Below are 16,102 nucleotides of genomic sequence, written 5' to 3'. Positions count from 1 at the left end.
GTGCCGGGAATGCACCACGAGAAGGAAGGAAGATTGCTCATTCTTTTAGCAGGTACATCGACAAACAGAGCAAGTGAAGGAGGAACCCTATGCCTGGTTTTACGGCACGACCATTGGGCAAGACCGGGATGATGGTCAGCCCCCTCGGTATTGGTGGCGGAAATGGTATCTCAAGTAACGATCTTCTCTATGCTGTTGATCGTGGGATCAACTATATTTTTTTTTCATCAGATCTCCATCATTTTGCCTATCAGCGTTCTGTTGAAGCTATCCGCAAGCTTTGCAATCCACGTAGTGGAAGGCGCGATAAAGTTATCCTGGCTACTGTCTCATACATTACCAATCCAGAACGCTTACAGTCAGTCTTGCTCGATCAATTCGTAGAACTGGGCATCGATTACATCGATATTTTTCATTGGGGCTGTCTGGGTGAATCTGATCAGATCACAGAACTGACCGCAAAGGTCCACAACCTTCGCGATAATCAGCAGTTGAAACGCTGGCTATGGGTCCAACAACAAGCCTGGCATGATAAAAAGTTTGTCCTCGACATCAATCAAGACATCGTGGATCGAGGGCTGGTCCGCTATGTCGGAGCATCCTTTCACTCCCTCCAGAAAGCACGCTCCTGTATAGACGCAGTTGATGTGATGATGCTACGGTATAATCTCCTCGAACGCGGTTGTGAAGAGCTCGTCTTTCCAGCGCTCCAGGGCGAGAAACGGAAAGATCCTGGCATTGTTGCATTTAATGTCGCCCATGCTGCGAAAGCATTTCAAAAAGAGCTGCACACACATACATTTACCAGCGATACGCGGCCCCCAACTGCCGAGCAGTATCGCTTTGCGCTCACAAACCCTTTTGTCGATGTTGTTCTGACTGGCCCCACGAAGCGAGAGGAAATTGATAGCGCGCTGGCCGCGATTGAAAAAGGACCTCTCGCTTCGGACGAATATCTGCATATGCGAAATCAGGGAGATGAATACAAAAAGAAGTACCGCAAACAACCTGTGTAAAGTTAATCTGAATGGAACACTCAATTACCACTGATAGCATTGCTTAACCAGGCGCCATTGGTATAACGTAAACTGATCTGCAAAGATTGAAAGGAAGACGCGTTTATTCATTCGATTGATAGAACGAAAGCCTGAACCGAGCTTATATGTGGATCACCACCGGGTAAGGGCACAGGTATTGGCGCAAGGAGGGATCTGATTCTCTGGAGTATCTGAGATGATTGCCGCTTCACGTAAGTAGTCTTCTATAACATCATAGGGTAATCCTTCTTTGACAAGAAAGCGCATAGGGTTTTCATGAAGCTGAAGGCGAGATGCTTCATCATCGTTTGTTTTTATGATGATCTCGCGCAATTTACTACGAGCTGCCTTCAATCGCATAGCATTCTCCTGGAAACAAACTCTAAAAGAACTATACAAAGAATGGTGCCAAAACCAGCAAAAATATAACATTTCACATAAAGTCCCAGTCACGCTATACTCTTAAAAATCCATGATAATAGGAATATATAATTAAACCTCTTCTATGTCAATCCCCCATTGTTCTTTTTTCACGTTAAATAAAATTATTCTCGCAAAAAATATGCAGAAAAACAGGAAAGAAAGGATAGGAAATTAAGAAGTAAACATAGCTTAGCCTGGATTATTGACAAATGTGGTACCTTTTAGAAGATAATAGGAATAAAAAATACATTGTGTCAGCTTGAAGATTTTGGCCAGATAAACCATACTTTCTAGTGTTGAAAAGGTCATGAACAAGGACATTGTCCAAAAAAAGCTGTGCAAGTATAATGAAAACTGTCTACTAATTGCTATTAAAAGGGAGAGATGACCTCCTTTGATTACAAAGCAAATGGAGCTTTCTATGTTAGATGTAAACGACCTTATCTGGATTGTGGATGCAGAAAGCGTTTTCAACCGCTCTCGCGAATGGTTTCTCAAACAAATTAAATTAGGGAAACTACATAGGACGAAGATTGCTGGGGATAGGAAAGTCTATCTCTTGCGTAGTGAAATTGTTAAACTACTCCAACCCCACATCCTCGATTCTTAATATATTTTGATCAGATACGAGCGCCCCTTATTCCTCTTGTATTGGGAAAGAGATGCTTGTCTTTAAGGTCAGACTGGACCGTTCTTTATACTATCTATATTTTGAGAACCTTTGTCGCACTCCACCTTCTTTAGCAGGGCCTTTCGAATACGCGAAGAAGACCCTGACCCTTATCATACAATCGCAGCTCGTACAGAACACATCTGCTCTGTGCGAGCTCTATTAAAATTGACATTTTTTGACACTCTCGTGAAAAAAAATAAAAATAATTGACAGAAAATGAATGTGGATGTATAGTGAGATGGAAGAGTTGCACAAAAATGATATTCTGTCGCTTCCTGTCAGTTACAAGAGAGCATTGATATGATTCCATATATTCGACGTGAAAAGATTCTTGAAATAATCGGTCAACGCGAGATCGTGTATCTTCCCCAACTTCTCGAGATCTTTACGGATGCGTCCGAGTCCACCCTGCGTCGAGATCTAAAAATACTCTCTACCACAGGGCACATCACATTGCTGCATGGGGGCGCTGTCAAGCTGAAGGTTGGATCAACGGTGGATCTCCCCATTCAAGATAAACTGACCCTGAACAAGACGGAAAAAGACGCCATTGCCAGAACGGCCGCCTCTTTCGTCTCTGAAGGGGATGTCATTTATCTGGATTCGAGCACAACAGTCTTACCCATGGTGCACTATCTGAAGGGCAAAAAAATTACGATCATCACCTCCAGCGCCAGACTCCTCTCCTTGCTTGATGACGAGAACATCACCTGTATTGTACTGGGTGGCGAGGTTGTAATACAGACAGGTTCCATTGTTGGCTCTATCACCGAAAATCTGTTATCAACCATGTTTTTTGATAAAGCTTTTGTGGGTGCAAATGGCTTCTCTCAATTGGGTGGCATCAACACTCCCGATTACCGTGAGGCCAGAAAGAAACAGATTGTCAAGCAAAATAGTAAGGCGATGTATCTGTTAATGGATAGCTCTAAAGCAGAGGTCACGACATTCTGTAAAGTCTTTGAACTTCAGGAATGCACTATCATTACAGATTCCGATCATGAATTGCTCGGCAATTTTTTGCACTCTATCATTGTAGCGAAATCGGATCATGAATGTTAACAACGACTGGCGCTATTATTGGGAGATATCAATGAAGAAAATCTGCGTGATAGGAAGCTTTAATATCGATATTATTACCACTACCGATCGCATGCCGAAATTAGGTGAGACCGTCTTTAGTAACACCTTCGATGTCTTTGTTGGTGGCGGAAAAGGTGGGAATCAGGCTGTCGCATTGGGCAAACTTGATGCTGATGTGAGAATGGTTGGCAAATTAGGCGATCGCTTTTATGGGCCCGATTATTTAGAGGTGCTCAAAAAGCACCAGGTTCAATGTGACACTGTCGAGATCGAGCCCGGGATGTTTCCTGGGACGGCGGTTGTGGCGGTCGATCGCAATGGAGATAATCTTTTATTTGTGTATTCGGGAGCCAATCAAAAGGTTGATACCGCGTTTATTGATCGTCACTGGGAGGCTATCTCTGCCTGCGATATCTTTCTGTTCCAATTGGAGATTCCACTTGAGACCAATCTCTATGCCCTGAAGAAGCTCAAGGAATTACACAAGACTGTGATTCTCGATCCTGCTCCGGCTACCGATTATCATGAAGATATGTTGCAATATACAGATTATGTTACACCCAATGAGACTGAATTAGAGCTTCTTACGGGAGTTGCAGCCAGTAGCTTTGAAGATTTCCAGATGGCTTCACGCCTCTTGATCGAAAAAGGAGCCAGGACCGTTATTGCCAAGGCTGGCAAAAATGGTGCCTATCTCTTCAACGCTGAGATGTCTCTTCACCTTGAAGGCTACCACGTCAATGCGGTAGATACGACAGCCGCTGGAGATTCTTTTAATGCTGGCTTTGCTTACGCTCTGGCCGAAGGAAAAAACGAGGTCGAGAGTATCAGATTCGCGAATGCAGTGGCGGCTCTCTCTACGACAGTCATTGGCGCTCAGAATGGGATGCCCACTCTACAGCAGGTACAGGCATTTTTATCGCAACAACATCTATAAAGGAGTGCAGCAATGGATATGACCGGTCTACTCTATTCACAGATTGGGTACGATATAAAAGATCCTATGCGAGCACTTATACGCAGTACCAATCCTTCATACGTGCCTGAGGGTGCCCTCTTTACACTTGTCAATACTTCAACTGAACAGGTTGTGATCCAGAAGCCTGTCAGCTACTGGGGAGAGCTCTGGAAGAGTTCGTGGTGGGAGCTGGATTTTTCGGAGCTAGATGACGCAGGAACCTACACTCTCTCCGTTCAAGCAGAGGGAAAAGAGCTCTGCAAAAGCGACCCTTTTAATGTAGCCACACATCTTTTATGGGACGAGACACTCACCATTGTCGCACTCGATCAGATGGAAGAGCGAGCACGATTGGCACGCAATCAGAATGGTTGGAAAGATTGTGGCTCAACTATACGCGAAGTAAATAGCCATGCTACCTGTCTGATTGGCCTGTGTGATCTTATGAATACGGGCTTTCAATGGCTAACCCACAGTGAGATTGAGAGACTCGCACAACAGTTGCTCATTGGCTGTAATTATCTTGCAACCTGCCAGGATAAAGCCGAAAAGCTTGGCCTTGGCAAGGGGTCAATTGTCCATGAGATTCCCGATGATATGGTAGTGATACCAGGCGATGTAGCACAATGTGTGGTTGCATTTGCACGCACTTCGCGGCTTATCATTGAGCGCTATCCCAGCCAGAGCGACGAGTATCTTGAACGCGCAGTGGCCGCCTATGATTATCTGTTGGAACAAGCGCATCCGCTCGGACAGTCCGGCTTCTCGCCCCTTAACCATGGCGCATCCGCCGATTTTCAGGTTCCTGATGAGTGGATGACCAGAGATCTTCTGATGATGATCTGGGGAGGTATGGAGCTCTGGATCTCTGGCAAAACACACTATAAAGAGCGCGTTATTCATATGGCCCGCCAGGTCTTACAGCGACAGGTCCCCAGAGATCGCCCTGAAGGGGAGTTCTATGGCCACTTCTATACATTTGATCATTGCGACTTTACCGAAAAAGCGAATATTCATCATCATATTGGGCATGATACTGGGGGAACATTCCCCAACTATATCGTAGGCCTGATCGAGATGACCAGAAGATGGTATGACGATCCAGAGGCCCCCATATGGCGCAAGGCGGTTGAAGACTTTGCCTACGGATATTTTCTTCCCGCCTGTTCTAAGAACCCTTTCTATCTGTTACCGGAGGGTTATTTTAAAGGTCAGGGGCTTCTGGTCTTCTGTGGACCATGGCATGGCATGAATACCTCAATTGCTTTTACTGCGACCCTGGCCACAAAATTGGAAACATTTACCGGTGATCGCGCCTTTAGAAAGATCTCTGTCGGTAATCTCCAGTGGATTGCTGGACTGAATGCCGGGATAACTCAACATTCCTTCAAAGGATGTGAGTTCTGGCATGAGGAGATAGAGCCCTCTCAGGTTATCCCTTACAGCCAGATCTATGGCATAGGCACACGGTATGTGGGCTGCTGGTCGGATATCAGAGGAAGTATCCCCAATGGCTTCTCGGTCAATCCGCAATTTCAACTCACCGTTGAGCCAACGCAGGAGGCTGATGGCCCCTGGTTGTTCACCGATGAAGATTGGATTCCTCACAGCGCCGGTTGGGTAAGCGCACTTACCATACTGAGAGAACACAAAATGTATGCGGATAAGTTGAGATAAACCCGCTTCTAACCTTGAAGGAGATGCTTTTATGAGCCAGATACAGATTAATCGCTACCTTGATCATGCTATTTTGAGACCTGAGATGTCCAATGCAGAGGTCGTTCAGGCAATCAAATTGGGCATAGAGTACAAAGTCAAAACAGTCTGCGTGCGACCTTGTGATATTGAACTTGCCCTCCAACTCTCCAGCGGAACCGAGACAGCTGTCTGCTGTGTGCTTGGCTTCCCCCATGGGGTGGTACCAGGCTCAATCAAAGCAGAAGAGGCAAAATTATATGTAGCCCTGGGCGTCGCAGAGATCGATATGGTTGTTAACTATAGCTATATTAAATCCGGCGCATGGGATAAAGTGGAGCAGGATATCCAGGCCGTCTATACCGTTACACATGCAGCAGGCGTGACCTTAAAAGTTATCCTGGAGACCAGTATGCTTACGCTGGATGAGATCAAGCAAGCAACGATAATAGCCAGAGGCGTTGGGACGGATTTTGTCAAAACCTCGACTGGCTTCAATGGGCCAGGAGCGACTGAAGAGGCTGTAAAGGCTATGCTTGAGGCGGCGCAGGGAGAGATAAAGGTAAAGCCATCGGGAGGAATTAGAGATGCGGAAAAAGCGCTCAAATTTATTCAGATGGGCTGCCATCGATTAGGGGTTAACTATACATCCACTGTCGCTATTTGTGAAGGACTCCAACTGCACAATAACACGAACAGCCAGGAATATTAAAATTATTCTTAGAGTAAGAGTATAATTTTTTTACGATGATGCTGTAAACAGCGTATCTTTGCTTGACTTTGCGTTTATAGATGGCTATAGTACTTTATATAGCTATCTCAGCATAATTTTTGCAGTGATGACAAAATGCTCAACCGTATTGTCAGCTGAAGAAAGAGAGCCACAGATGCAGCAGGAACTTACAGCATTGCAAGATGTTCAAGGCATGTATGAGTGGTTTCAACGTATGAGAGACACTCAACCTGTCTGGCTAGATGAAAATAGTGGATGTTGGCACGTATTTCGCTATGCGGATGTCAATACGCTCATTACTGACTCGACGCTTTTTTCATCCGAGCGCCGACAACGCCCCTTTGCACGCCCTGGTACCAGGACATCCCCAACTGGAGAGAAACGTGAGCGCCGGACTGGACGCAGTATCATTGCAATGGACCCCCCACAACATCGGCAGTATCGCAATCTTGTCTCGTCTGCTTTTACACCACGTGCACTGTCACGTCTTTCGCATCGTATTACAGCAATCACTCAAGAATTATTAGATCAGGCTCGCCCTGCCGGGCAGATAGATTTCGTGACCGATATCGCTTATCCATTGCCAACGATGGTCATCGCGGAGATGTTAGGCGTTCCAACCTCTGACCGTCCTCTGTTCAAACAATGGGCCGATGGTCTCCTCAATCGCCAATTGAGTGACGCTGAATTCTTTCGACCCGATGAGACAGCCGCCCACAACCCCGAGATGGAGCGCCTGCAAACGCTCTTTGAAGAGATGTCCGATTACTTTGAGGCAAAGTTAGAGGAGCGGCGTCTCCAGCCACGTGATGATATGATGAGCGCTCTATTGGCTGCTGAGGTTGATGGCGAACATCTAAGCATTGATGATGTAATTAGCTTCTGCATTCTGCTCTTGCTTGCCGGTCATGTCACGACAACAAATCTGTTAAGCCAGTCGATCCGCTGCCTGGACGAACATCCGGACGCACGCGCACAACTGAGTCAGCAGCCCGAACTTATCCCGGGTGCGATTGAAGAGGTCTTACGCTATGCCTCACCCGTCTGGCGGCTCGCTCGTACAACAACGGCGGATGTCACAATGGCGGGAGTGACTATTCCAAAAGATTCGTTCGTGTTCGGCTGGCTCGCCTCTGCAAATCGAGATGAACGTCAATTTTCGGAACCAGCGCGCTTCGATATTACACGTACCCCAAATCGTCATATCGCCTTTGGTCATGGCATTCACTTCTGCATCGGTGCCCCCCTCTCGCGCCAGGAGGCCTCGATTGCCTTGCCCATGATTATTCAGCAGCTGCCAGATCTACAGATCAGCCACAAAGAACCCTTGCAACTCTTTCAGGGCCGCAACTTATTCGGCTTTCAACACTTACCTGTAACCTTCACGGCCTCTAAACCGGTCGCTCCTTAATCTCTTTTTGATAATTAAGAGCAATGGGAGAGAGATAGAAGCGATATTCTGTCATACATCTAGACTATGCATCATTTAAACAAATTTTAAGTGCTATGTGCTCTAGATGTGTGACAAAATATTGCTTCTACTGAGATCATAAATCTTATTCTTGACAATCCTTCATTGAAAAGTATTGAGCACCGAGCCACATCCTACTACAGAATGTGACACAATTTAATACTATATATGATTGACGATAGAATATCCTCTCTTGATCGAGGAAAAAATTTATTTTATTTAAAATGCATTGAGGGGATAAAAAATGGAGATCGAAAAAACAGGTGACAATCAGAATGTTTTTCATGATAGAGGTTTTTACTACGAATTACGTAGAAATATTCAAGAGCGGCGCCTTGCCGAACACATTACTAATTGCTTAAACCTGATTGGCGACAAGGTACTTGAGAGAACCAATAAGACACTCCTGGATCTCTTCCATAAACACTCTGCAAATGCTCTCATCTTTCTCCTTGCGGGGGTGCAGTATGAACGGTGGCAAGCTCCCTCTTATTATATAAAGCATCATCCAGGTGAGGATTTTCAGGTCATTGCCATTACTAAGAAAGATGACAAAGTTTGTCAGTCCATCATCAATAGTGCTCCTCAAAAAGAGCAGGCAAAACTATTAGCTGCTATAGACCTGTTTCAACGGCTCATGAAGGATGATCTTCAGATTAAGACTGAAGAACACCTATTGGTCTTTGAACAAGAAGGATGGAGAGAGGATGTCCCTGCGCAAGAGAATGCAAAGGGTAAACTTTATGAACTGATTGCTCAACGGAAAGGAGAAGTTGATTACCGCACACTACAGATGATCAATCCCATTCATCGCCCACTATTTCTAATTGAATGTGAGATCGTTGTTAATAACGATACATTGATCGCAAAAGGTCTGGGCCTGACTAAAAAAGAGGCTGATCATCATGCAGCAGACCAGCTTCTACAGGCTCTGTCACAGATCAATACCTCTTTAGTTCGCCCCTCGAACTCAGCAGACAATCCTATCAGTATTCTCAATGAGATGAAACAGCGTGGCAAGATACAAGCTGTGAGCTATACCTATAATGAACAAGGTACCCCTCAAGATAGAAGTTTCAGCTGTCTGTGCTCTGTTACCACTCTTCAAGGAACTGTGATGAGTACTTCTGGAAACGAAGCATCAAAGAAAGCTGCTACTCGTTCAGCTGCTCAGCAGATGATTACAGCTCTGTCACTATAATCATCTGCCGGGCTAGAAGGCCTCTTTAACTCTTTAAGTTTCACTCAAGATGAAACCTCGATTATGACTGAATTATATCTAGATTATATCTGAATTATACATGGAAGGAGTTGAGTGCTTTCATGTAGTTTGCGCGTTTGAACGCGGCTGGCTCAGCCACGGAACGTTGACTCATGCTACCGCGATGTACTCAATTGGAGATTAGGAACAACTTCCAGTTGATCAAGGTCCAGATCTGGTTGATAGAAACGATTGAACAGGACAAGTCCATTGACACCCGCTTCAACAAAACGGTGGGCTATATTGGGAAAGGCTGTAAAGAAAGGGCTAAGCTTCAGTGCTAGCGGGATCGAGATCGATGCCCGCACATCTCTTACCAGTCGAAGATACTCTTCCTCTAATTCCGTACTCGTTACGTTGAGGTCGGTGGGAAGATAGTAAATGTTCAGTTCAAGTGCATCAGCCCCTGCCTGCTCGATCTTACGGGCATATTCAACCCAGCCCCCTGTCGAGATACCGTTGAGGCTCCCAATGACGGGAATATCCACAGCCTCTTTCACTTTTCGTACATGTTCCAGGTAAGCATCTGGCTCTAGATTATAGGCCATGAGATCTGGAAAGTAGTTCAATGCTTCAGCATAGGTATTGGTGCCACGATTCAGATAATAATCAAGTTCGAGGCTTTCATGATTAATCTGCTCTTCAAAGAGCAAATACATGACAAGAGCAGCGACCCCTGCATCTTCCAGTCGGCGCACCTGCTGTACTTGTTTTGAGATGGGAGAGGCAGAGGCTATTAATGGGTTTTTAAGCTGCAAGCCCAGATAAGTCGTTGTCATATCTCGTGTGGTCATTCTGGTGTGCTCCTCTTATTTTGTGGTAGGTGGTTCTTCCTGCGCCAGTTGCTGATAACGGTCCCAACGCTGCCGGATGTCGTCTTTTGCCAGCTGGATTAATGCATCCGCACGCGATCCATGCCCTTGCAATAACATTCGATAACGCGCCTCATTGTAGGCAAACTCCTCTAGAGGAAGCGTGGGCTCTTTTGAATCAAGTATTAACGGGTTTTTTCCTTCTTCAATCAGCAACGGGTTGTAGCGATAGAGTTGCCAATAACCACTCTGGACGGCTCGCTTCTGCTGATTCAATCCCCTGCGCATATCTATACCATGGGCAATGCAGTGGCTATAGGCAATAATCAGGGAGGGTCCATCATACGCTTCGGCTTCCAGGAAGGCTTTTAACGTCTGCTGATCGTTTGCTCCCAGGGCGACATGGGCGACATAGACTGAGCCATATGCCATTGCAAGCAGACCAAGATCTTTCTTGGCTGTGGCTTTACCTCGTGCCGCAAACTTCGCTACAGCAGCTCGCGGGGTTGCTTTCGATGCCTGCCCGCCTGTATTGGAATAGAGCTCTGTGTCCAGCACTAAGATGTTGACGTTGCGACCTGAGGCAAGCACATGATCCAGTCCGCCAAAGCCAATATCAAAGGCCCAGCCATCACCACCAATGATCCAGACGCTCTTTTTGACGAGTACATCGGCCAGGCTAAGCAGGTTCTGAATACGTGACTCGGCAAGGGGGGTAAGGGTCTTGACCTGCCGAAGATGGGCTTTAAGTACCGCGACCCGCTCACGTTGGACCTGAATACCAGCCTCCGTCGATTGATCCGCATCCAGAAGCGCTTCCACCAGATCCTCTCCAATGTATTCGACGCTCTGGGCCAGCAATTCACAGGCATACTCCTGTTGCTTATCCAGGGTGACGCGCATGCCAAGACCAAACTCTGCATTATCTTCAAACAATGAATTGGACCATGCCGGGCCACGTCCGGCAGCATTCATGGTCCAGGGGGTCGTGGGAAGATTCCCTCCATAGATCGATGAGCAACCAGTCGCATTGGCAACAAGCATACGATCGCCAAACAACTGCGTTGCCAGCTTGAGATATGGGGTCTCTCCACAACCGGAACAGGCTCCTGAAAATTCGAAGAGTGGCTCTAATAGTTGAGCATTTTTAATGGCATTCGTATTCACTGCGGCTGCATCTACTTGAGAAAGTTTGAGGAAGAACTCCCAGTTCGCTTTCTCCGCTTGCCGCAATGGAGGCTGAGGAGCCATGTTGATGGCTTTGCGTCCAACCTGTCTCTTATCTTTGACGGGACAGGCTTCGATGCAGAGTGCACAGCCCGTGCAGTCGTCTGGTGAGATCTGAAGCGTATACTTTTGATGCGAAAATTCTTTAAAATGGGCGTCGGTTGACTGAAATGTCTCCGGGGCACCTTTCAATTCGGCGGGATCATATACCTTCATCCGGATGACTGCATGCGGACAGACCATGGTGCATTTTCCACATTGAATGCAAATCGTGGGGTCCCAGACTGGTATCTCCAATGCTAGATTGCGTTTCTCCCACAATGCAGTCCCTGATGGGTATGTACCATCTACAGGAAGCTTGCTTACTGGCAGATCATCGCCATTCCCGGCAATCATTGGACCAAGGACGTCGCGCACAAAGGCTGGCGCCTCTGGAGGGACGGGCGACAAGCGCGATAGGACCGGCAGAGGAACGCCCCGTCCATGCTTTGAAGCTGCTCCAGTGCTTGCAGTTTGAGTAACTGGTTCACGCTGCGATGTCTGGACGGCCCTCATGGCAGATGCAGGGACCTCATAGAGATGGGCAAGGGTTGCGTCGACGGCGCGGAAGTTTTGTTGAACAACCGTCTCTCCACGCTTGCTATAGGTCTTCTGAATACTCTTTTTGATTTGTGCAATCGCCTCTTCACGGGATAAGATTCTGCTTATCGCAAAGAAACAGGTCTGCATAATCGTGTTGATGCGCCCCCCCATGCCAATATCCTGCGCGACTTTGTGCGCATCAATGATATACAGGTGCAGATCTTTCGCCAGGATCTCCTGCTGAATCTCCTGGGGCAGATGCTCCCATACCTCCTCTGGCTGATAGATGCTATCAAGCAGGAAAATACCACCCGGTCTGGCATACTTTAGCACATCCAGACGTTCTAGAAATGCAAAATGGTGACAGGCAACAAAGTCAGCCTGACCGCGACCAATCAGGTAGGGAGCATGGATAGGCTGAGGGCCAAAGCGTAAATGAGAGATTGTTACGGAGCCGGATTTCTTTGAGTCATAGACAAAGTATCCCTGTGCATAGTTCTCGGTCTCTTCTCCAATAATCTTAATTGAGTTTTTGTTCGCGCCAACTGTGCCATCAGAACCCAGGCCCCAGAAGACACATTGAACCGTCTGCGAATGCTCGATAGAGAATGCAGGATCATAGCTCAAGCTGCTATAAGTCACATCATCATGAATGCCTATCGTAAAATGTTCTTTGGGCTCGGTCTGCTTCAGTTCATCGTAAATGGCCTTGACCATGGCTGGGGTAAACTCTTTGGACGAGAGGCCATAACGCCCTCCGATGATCCGTGGCACTTGAGAGAGACCTCTGGCGTGGCCTTCGTTGATAGCGACATTCACATCCAGGTATAATGGTTCTCCCACGCTTCCAGGCTCTTTTGTGCGATCCAATACAGCAATCGCTGTAACGGTTGAAGGTAATGCCTGCAAGAAATGCTCAACGGAAAACGGGCGGAACAGGCGAACTTTGACCACTCCAACCTTCTCTCCCTGACGTTGCAAATAGTTCACTGTCTGTTCTACCGTCTCTGCTCCAGAGCCCATGATGATGATCAGGCGTTCTGCATCTGGCGCTCCAATATAATCAAACAGGTGATATTGGCGGCCAACATGCTGGGCCAGACAGTCCATCGTCTCTTGAACAATGGCCGGGCACTGCTGATAAAATACATTCCCTGTCTCCCTGGCCTGGAAATAGACATCGGGATTCTGAGCGGTGCCACGAATACATGGATGATCTGGAGATAGGGCACGAGCGCGATGGGCTAAGACTGTGGCTGGATCAATCATTGCCTGAATATCCGCCAGGGTCAGTTGCTCAATACGATTAATTTCATGTGAGGTGCGAAAACCATCAAAAAAATGCAGAAATGGGATACGTGCTTTCAAGGTGGATGCATGTGCGATCAGTGCCAGATCATGCGCCTCCTGGACAGAGTTCGATGAAAGAAGAGCAAAACCGGTTGCTCGTGTCGCCATCACATCCGAATGATCACCGAAAATGGAGAGCCCCTGCGTTGCCAATGAACGGGCGGCAACGTGAAAAACAACCGGCGTCAGCTCACCGGCAATTTTATACATATTTGGAATCATTAAGAGGAGCCCTTGAGAGGCTGTAAAGGTGGTCGCCAGTGCTCCAGTCTGAAGCGCTCCATGAATAGCCCCCGCCGCTCCAGCCTCGGATTGCATCTCGATTACTTGCGGGGTCGTTCCCCATAGATTTGGACGATCTGTCGCTGACCAGGCATCCGCCAGTTCCCCCATGGGGGTCGAAGGGGTAATAGGGTAGATCGCCATTACCTCGCTGAGCGCGTGAGCAATCTGCGCTACGGCCTCATTCCCATCCACCATTGCGATACTGCGTTCCATGTGTCTCCTCCTAAAACAGTTCAGGCTCTCTCTTGCTTATGCCGGGCTTGATCTCTTGACGCTTCAAGCTTCATCTGGGAGAGTCTGACATGCGTATATGGCCTCTCTGCCGTCATATAATGAGCATATCTGCTCACCATCACATTTTGATCACAACCCAAACATTCTTCATCACCAACGAAGCACAGCTACTACGTATCTTCAGACACAACCATTCCTCCACCTGCCGTTTGCTTCTGCTTGATATTACGGAGCAGACACAATACTATAAAGCAGTATGTGTCCGTTATCGTTCGCTGGAACCCGGTCATGATGGATCTATCAACCTGAAGAAACGGTGCTTCTGGTTACTGAACAGAGAAGAAAGGTCATCCGTATGTCACAATTACTGTCTGTGAATGTTGGCATTCCCCAGGATATTAACTGGCATGGGGAGACTGTACGTACTGCTGTCTGGAAACAGCCTGTTCAGGGTGGGAGGATGGTTCGAAGATTGAACATAGAGGGCGATCAGCAAGGCGATCTGGGTGGGCATGGCGGTGAGAATCGCGCAGTCTTTGTCTATCAGATTGATTCCTATCATTATTGGGAACAGTATTTACACCGCAATGACTTTGTCATGGGGCAATTTGGTGAGAATTTTACGGTGGATGGTGTATCCGATGAGGAGGTCTGTATTGGCGATCAGTATCGTATTGGTACTGCTCTCTTTGAGGTCACACAGCCTCGCGTGACGTGCTTCCGTGTTGGTATAAGGTTGAATGAGCCCACTATCCCTGCATTACTTGTTGCGCATAAACGACCAGGGTTCTATTTACGTGTTTTGCAAGAAGGGATTGTTGAGGCTGGCGATGATATTATAAAGATCGCCGATGGTCCCGAACGCATGACGGTAGCAGAGATAAGTGCATTGCTCTATCTGAGTAATCATTCACGTGCTCAAGTTGAGCGCGCTCTCCGTATCCCACCGCTCAGCCCTGGCTGGAAGACATCCTTTCAGGCGCTGTTAGAACAGATGGAGAAAGGGAATGGAGTGGGTGGGAACGCAGGCCTTGGCCCTGCTGTCAGTTCTCCGCCCGCCTGGCAGGGTTTTCGCCCTTTAAAAGTGGAGCGCATTGAGCGGGAGAGCCAGAGTGTCCTTTCTTTAGTGCTGGTCTCAGCGGATGAACATCCTCTTGCTCTGGCTCTCCCTGGTCAATTTGTGGTTTTACGCTTGCAAACACAGTCCGATGCCTCGCCGCTCTTGCGCAATTACTCTCTTTCTAGCGCACCCGCTATCAATTCTTATCGTGTAAGTATCAAGCAAGAGTTCAATGGTCGAGGCAGCACATACATTCATACCCATACACGTGTGGGAGATATTCTAGATGTAAGCGCACCAAGAGGAACTTTTGTGTATCGAGCGACGGAAAATCGTCCAGTTGTCTTCTTAAGTGCAGGCGTAGGAGCAACCCCTGTGTTGGCGATGCTCCATACGCTGGCAAATCAGGGCTCATCGCGGGATATATGGTGGCTGTATGGGGCTCAGAACAGTCTGGAACATCCCTTTGCACAGGAGGCCTGCCAGCTACTCGAGAAGCTGCCGAACAGCCACAAGTATATCTGTTATAGCCGACCTACTCCGCAGGATCGGCAAGGCATAGATTTCGATGCTCCTGGCCGCCTGAGTGCATCGCTTCTTTCCAGTCTTGGCGTACCACGAGAGGCGGATTTTTATCTCTGCGGACCTGGAAGCTTCCTCCAGGAGTTGCAGAGTGGTCTCATTGCTCAGGGTATCCCGTCTTCCTCTCTCTTTACAGAGATTTTTGGACAGGGTCCCTCGCTAACACCTGGAATAGTCAATACGGCTCGACGAGCGCCCCACGTGCCAGATCACACAACAGAAACAGGCGTCCTGGTTTCGTTTGCCCGCAGTAATCTGACTGCTCATTGGGATCCTGCACTGCACAGCTTACTTGAACTGGCTGAAGCATGTGATGTCCCGGTACGATGGTCATGTCGAACTGGAGTCTGCCATACCTGCGAAAGTGGTCTGATTTCAGGTACCGTCCACTATCAACCTGATCCACTTGAAGCTCCAGCAAGCGGAAATCTGCTGATCTGTTGCTCGCAGCCGCAGGATGAGGTGGTCATTGATTTATAATCGTATTGGACCACTGGAACAATGGCGTCGCTGGAATGCAGAGAAATTCCAGCGACACGAAAACAACAAGGATTGCCTTTTCTAATTTTTTGCTTATACTATTATTGTAAGAGCAAATTGTTCTGGTACGTTGAAAGCTTTCTAACACAGAAGAGG

Annotated in this window: 11 protein-coding genes; 8 read left to right on the top strand and 3 right to left on the bottom strand. The window is 47.5% G+C overall.

Annotated elements, in window-relative coordinates; translation table 11 throughout:
• Positions 1-89: 89 nt before the first annotated feature.
• Positions 90-1,016: an aldo-keto reductase family protein gene (locus EL628_RS22140; protein WP_126582191.1), complete on the top strand. Its 927-nt coding sequence runs from the start codon at positions 90-92 to the stop codon at positions 1,014-1,016.
• Between the two features lie 153 nt (positions 1,017-1,169).
• Here the strand turns inward: EL628_RS22140 and EL628_RS22135 are convergent, their stop codons facing one another.
• The gene (locus EL628_RS22135; protein ID WP_126582190.1) at positions 1,170-1,397 is read right to left on the bottom strand and encodes a hypothetical protein; all 228 of its coding nucleotides are present in this window, start codon (positions 1,395-1,397) and stop codon (positions 1,170-1,172) included.
• 1,036 nt (positions 1,398-2,433) lie between these two features.
• Between EL628_RS22135 and EL628_RS22130 the strand changes: the two genes are divergently transcribed.
• From EL628_RS22130 to EL628_RS22105, 6 genes are all read left to right on the top strand, one after another.
• Positions 2,434-3,195, top strand: coding sequence for a DeoR/GlpR family DNA-binding transcription regulator (locus tag EL628_RS22130; protein WP_126582189.1), 762 nt, complete (start codon positions 2,434-2,436; stop codon positions 3,193-3,195).
• Positions 3,196-3,226: 31 nt separating this feature from the next.
• Positions 3,227-4,153, top strand: coding sequence for a ribokinase (gene rbsK, locus EL628_RS22125; RefSeq protein ID WP_126582188.1), 927 nt, complete (start codon positions 3,227-3,229; stop codon positions 4,151-4,153).
• 12 nt (positions 4,154-4,165) lie between these two features.
• Positions 4,166-5,851 carry a cellulase N-terminal Ig-like domain-containing protein gene (locus EL628_RS22120; protein ID WP_126582187.1) on the top strand — a complete coding sequence of 562 codons (1,686 nt, stop codon included), beginning with the start codon at positions 4,166-4,168 and terminating at the stop codon, positions 5,849-5,851.
• A gap of 31 nt (positions 5,852-5,882) precedes the next feature.
• The gene (deoC, locus tag EL628_RS22115; RefSeq protein WP_126582186.1) at positions 5,883-6,581 is read left to right on the top strand and encodes a deoxyribose-phosphate aldolase; all 699 of its coding nucleotides are present in this window, start codon (positions 5,883-5,885) and stop codon (positions 6,579-6,581) included.
• Between the two features lie 175 nt (positions 6,582-6,756).
• Positions 6,757-8,013: a cytochrome P450 gene (locus EL628_RS22110; protein ID WP_161975674.1), complete on the top strand. Its 1,257-nt coding sequence runs from the start codon at positions 6,757-6,759 to the stop codon at positions 8,011-8,013.
• Positions 8,014-8,317: 304 nt separating this feature from the next.
• On the top strand, positions 8,318-9,274 hold the full coding sequence (locus EL628_RS22105) for a double-stranded RNA binding motif domain-containing protein (protein WP_126582184.1): 957 nt from the start codon (positions 8,318-8,320) through the stop codon (positions 9,272-9,274).
• Between the two features lie 176 nt (positions 9,275-9,450).
• Here EL628_RS22105 and EL628_RS22100 read toward each other — a convergent pair whose 3' ends face one another.
• Both EL628_RS22100 and nifJ read right to left on the bottom strand, forming a co-directional pair.
• Positions 9,451-10,128, bottom strand: a complete 678-nt coding sequence (locus EL628_RS22100) for a dihydroorotate dehydrogenase-like protein (protein ID WP_161975673.1) — start codon at positions 10,126-10,128, stop codon at positions 9,451-9,453.
• Positions 10,129-10,143: 15 nt separating this feature from the next.
• Positions 10,144-13,803: a pyruvate:ferredoxin (flavodoxin) oxidoreductase gene (gene nifJ / locus EL628_RS22095; protein WP_126582183.1), complete on the bottom strand. Its 3,660-nt coding sequence runs from the start codon at positions 13,801-13,803 to the stop codon at positions 10,144-10,146.
• A 376-nt stretch (positions 13,804-14,179) separates the two neighbouring features.
• Between nifJ and EL628_RS22090 the strand changes: the two genes are divergently transcribed.
• Complete coding sequence (locus tag EL628_RS22090) at positions 14,180-15,946, top strand: MOSC and FAD-binding oxidoreductase domain-containing protein (protein WP_126582182.1); 1,767 nt, start codon at positions 14,180-14,182, stop codon at positions 15,944-15,946.
• Positions 15,947-16,102 lie beyond the last annotated feature (156 nt).

This window comes from Tengunoibacter tsumagoiensis, from assembly GCF_003967535.1.
Classification (GTDB): domain Bacteria; phylum Chloroflexota; class Ktedonobacteria; order Ktedonobacterales; family Ktedonobacteraceae; genus Tengunoibacter; species Tengunoibacter tsumagoiensis.
Note: the sequence above shows the minus strand (reverse complement) of the source record. Positions and strands in the feature narration are given on the sequence as shown.

Bases quoted from the DNA above. Each gene is read 5' to 3' on its own strand.
- nifJ (WP_126582183.1), bottom strand. From the start codon at position 13,803: ATGGAACGCAGTATCGCAATGGTGGATGGGAATGAGGCCGTAGCGCAG.
- EL628_RS22090 (WP_126582182.1), top strand. From the start codon at position 14,180: ATGTCACAATTACTGTCTGTGAATGTTGGCATTCCCCAGGATATTAAC.
- EL628_RS22130 (WP_126582189.1), top strand. From the start codon at position 2,434: ATGATTCCATATATTCGACGTGAAAAGATTCTTGAAATAATCGGTCAA.
- rbsK (WP_126582188.1), top strand. From the start codon at position 3,227: ATGAAGAAAATCTGCGTGATAGGAAGCTTTAATATCGATATTATTACC.
- EL628_RS22100 (WP_161975673.1), bottom strand. From the start codon at position 10,128: ATGACCACACGAGATATGACAACGACTTATCTGGGCTTGCAGCTTAAA.
- EL628_RS22110 (WP_161975674.1), top strand. From the start codon at position 6,757: ATGCAGCAGGAACTTACAGCATTGCAAGATGTTCAAGGCATGTATGAG.
- EL628_RS22120 (WP_126582187.1), top strand. From the start codon at position 4,166: ATGGATATGACCGGTCTACTCTATTCACAGATTGGGTACGATATAAAA.
- EL628_RS22135 (WP_126582190.1), bottom strand. From the start codon at position 1,397: ATGCGATTGAAGGCAGCTCGTAGTAAATTGCGCGAGATCATCATAAAA.
- deoC (WP_126582186.1), top strand. From the start codon at position 5,883: ATGAGCCAGATACAGATTAATCGCTACCTTGATCATGCTATTTTGAGA.
- EL628_RS22140 (WP_126582191.1), top strand. From the start codon at position 90: ATGCCTGGTTTTACGGCACGACCATTGGGCAAGACCGGGATGATGGTC.
- EL628_RS22105 (WP_126582184.1), top strand. From the start codon at position 8,318: ATGGAGATCGAAAAAACAGGTGACAATCAGAATGTTTTTCATGATAGA.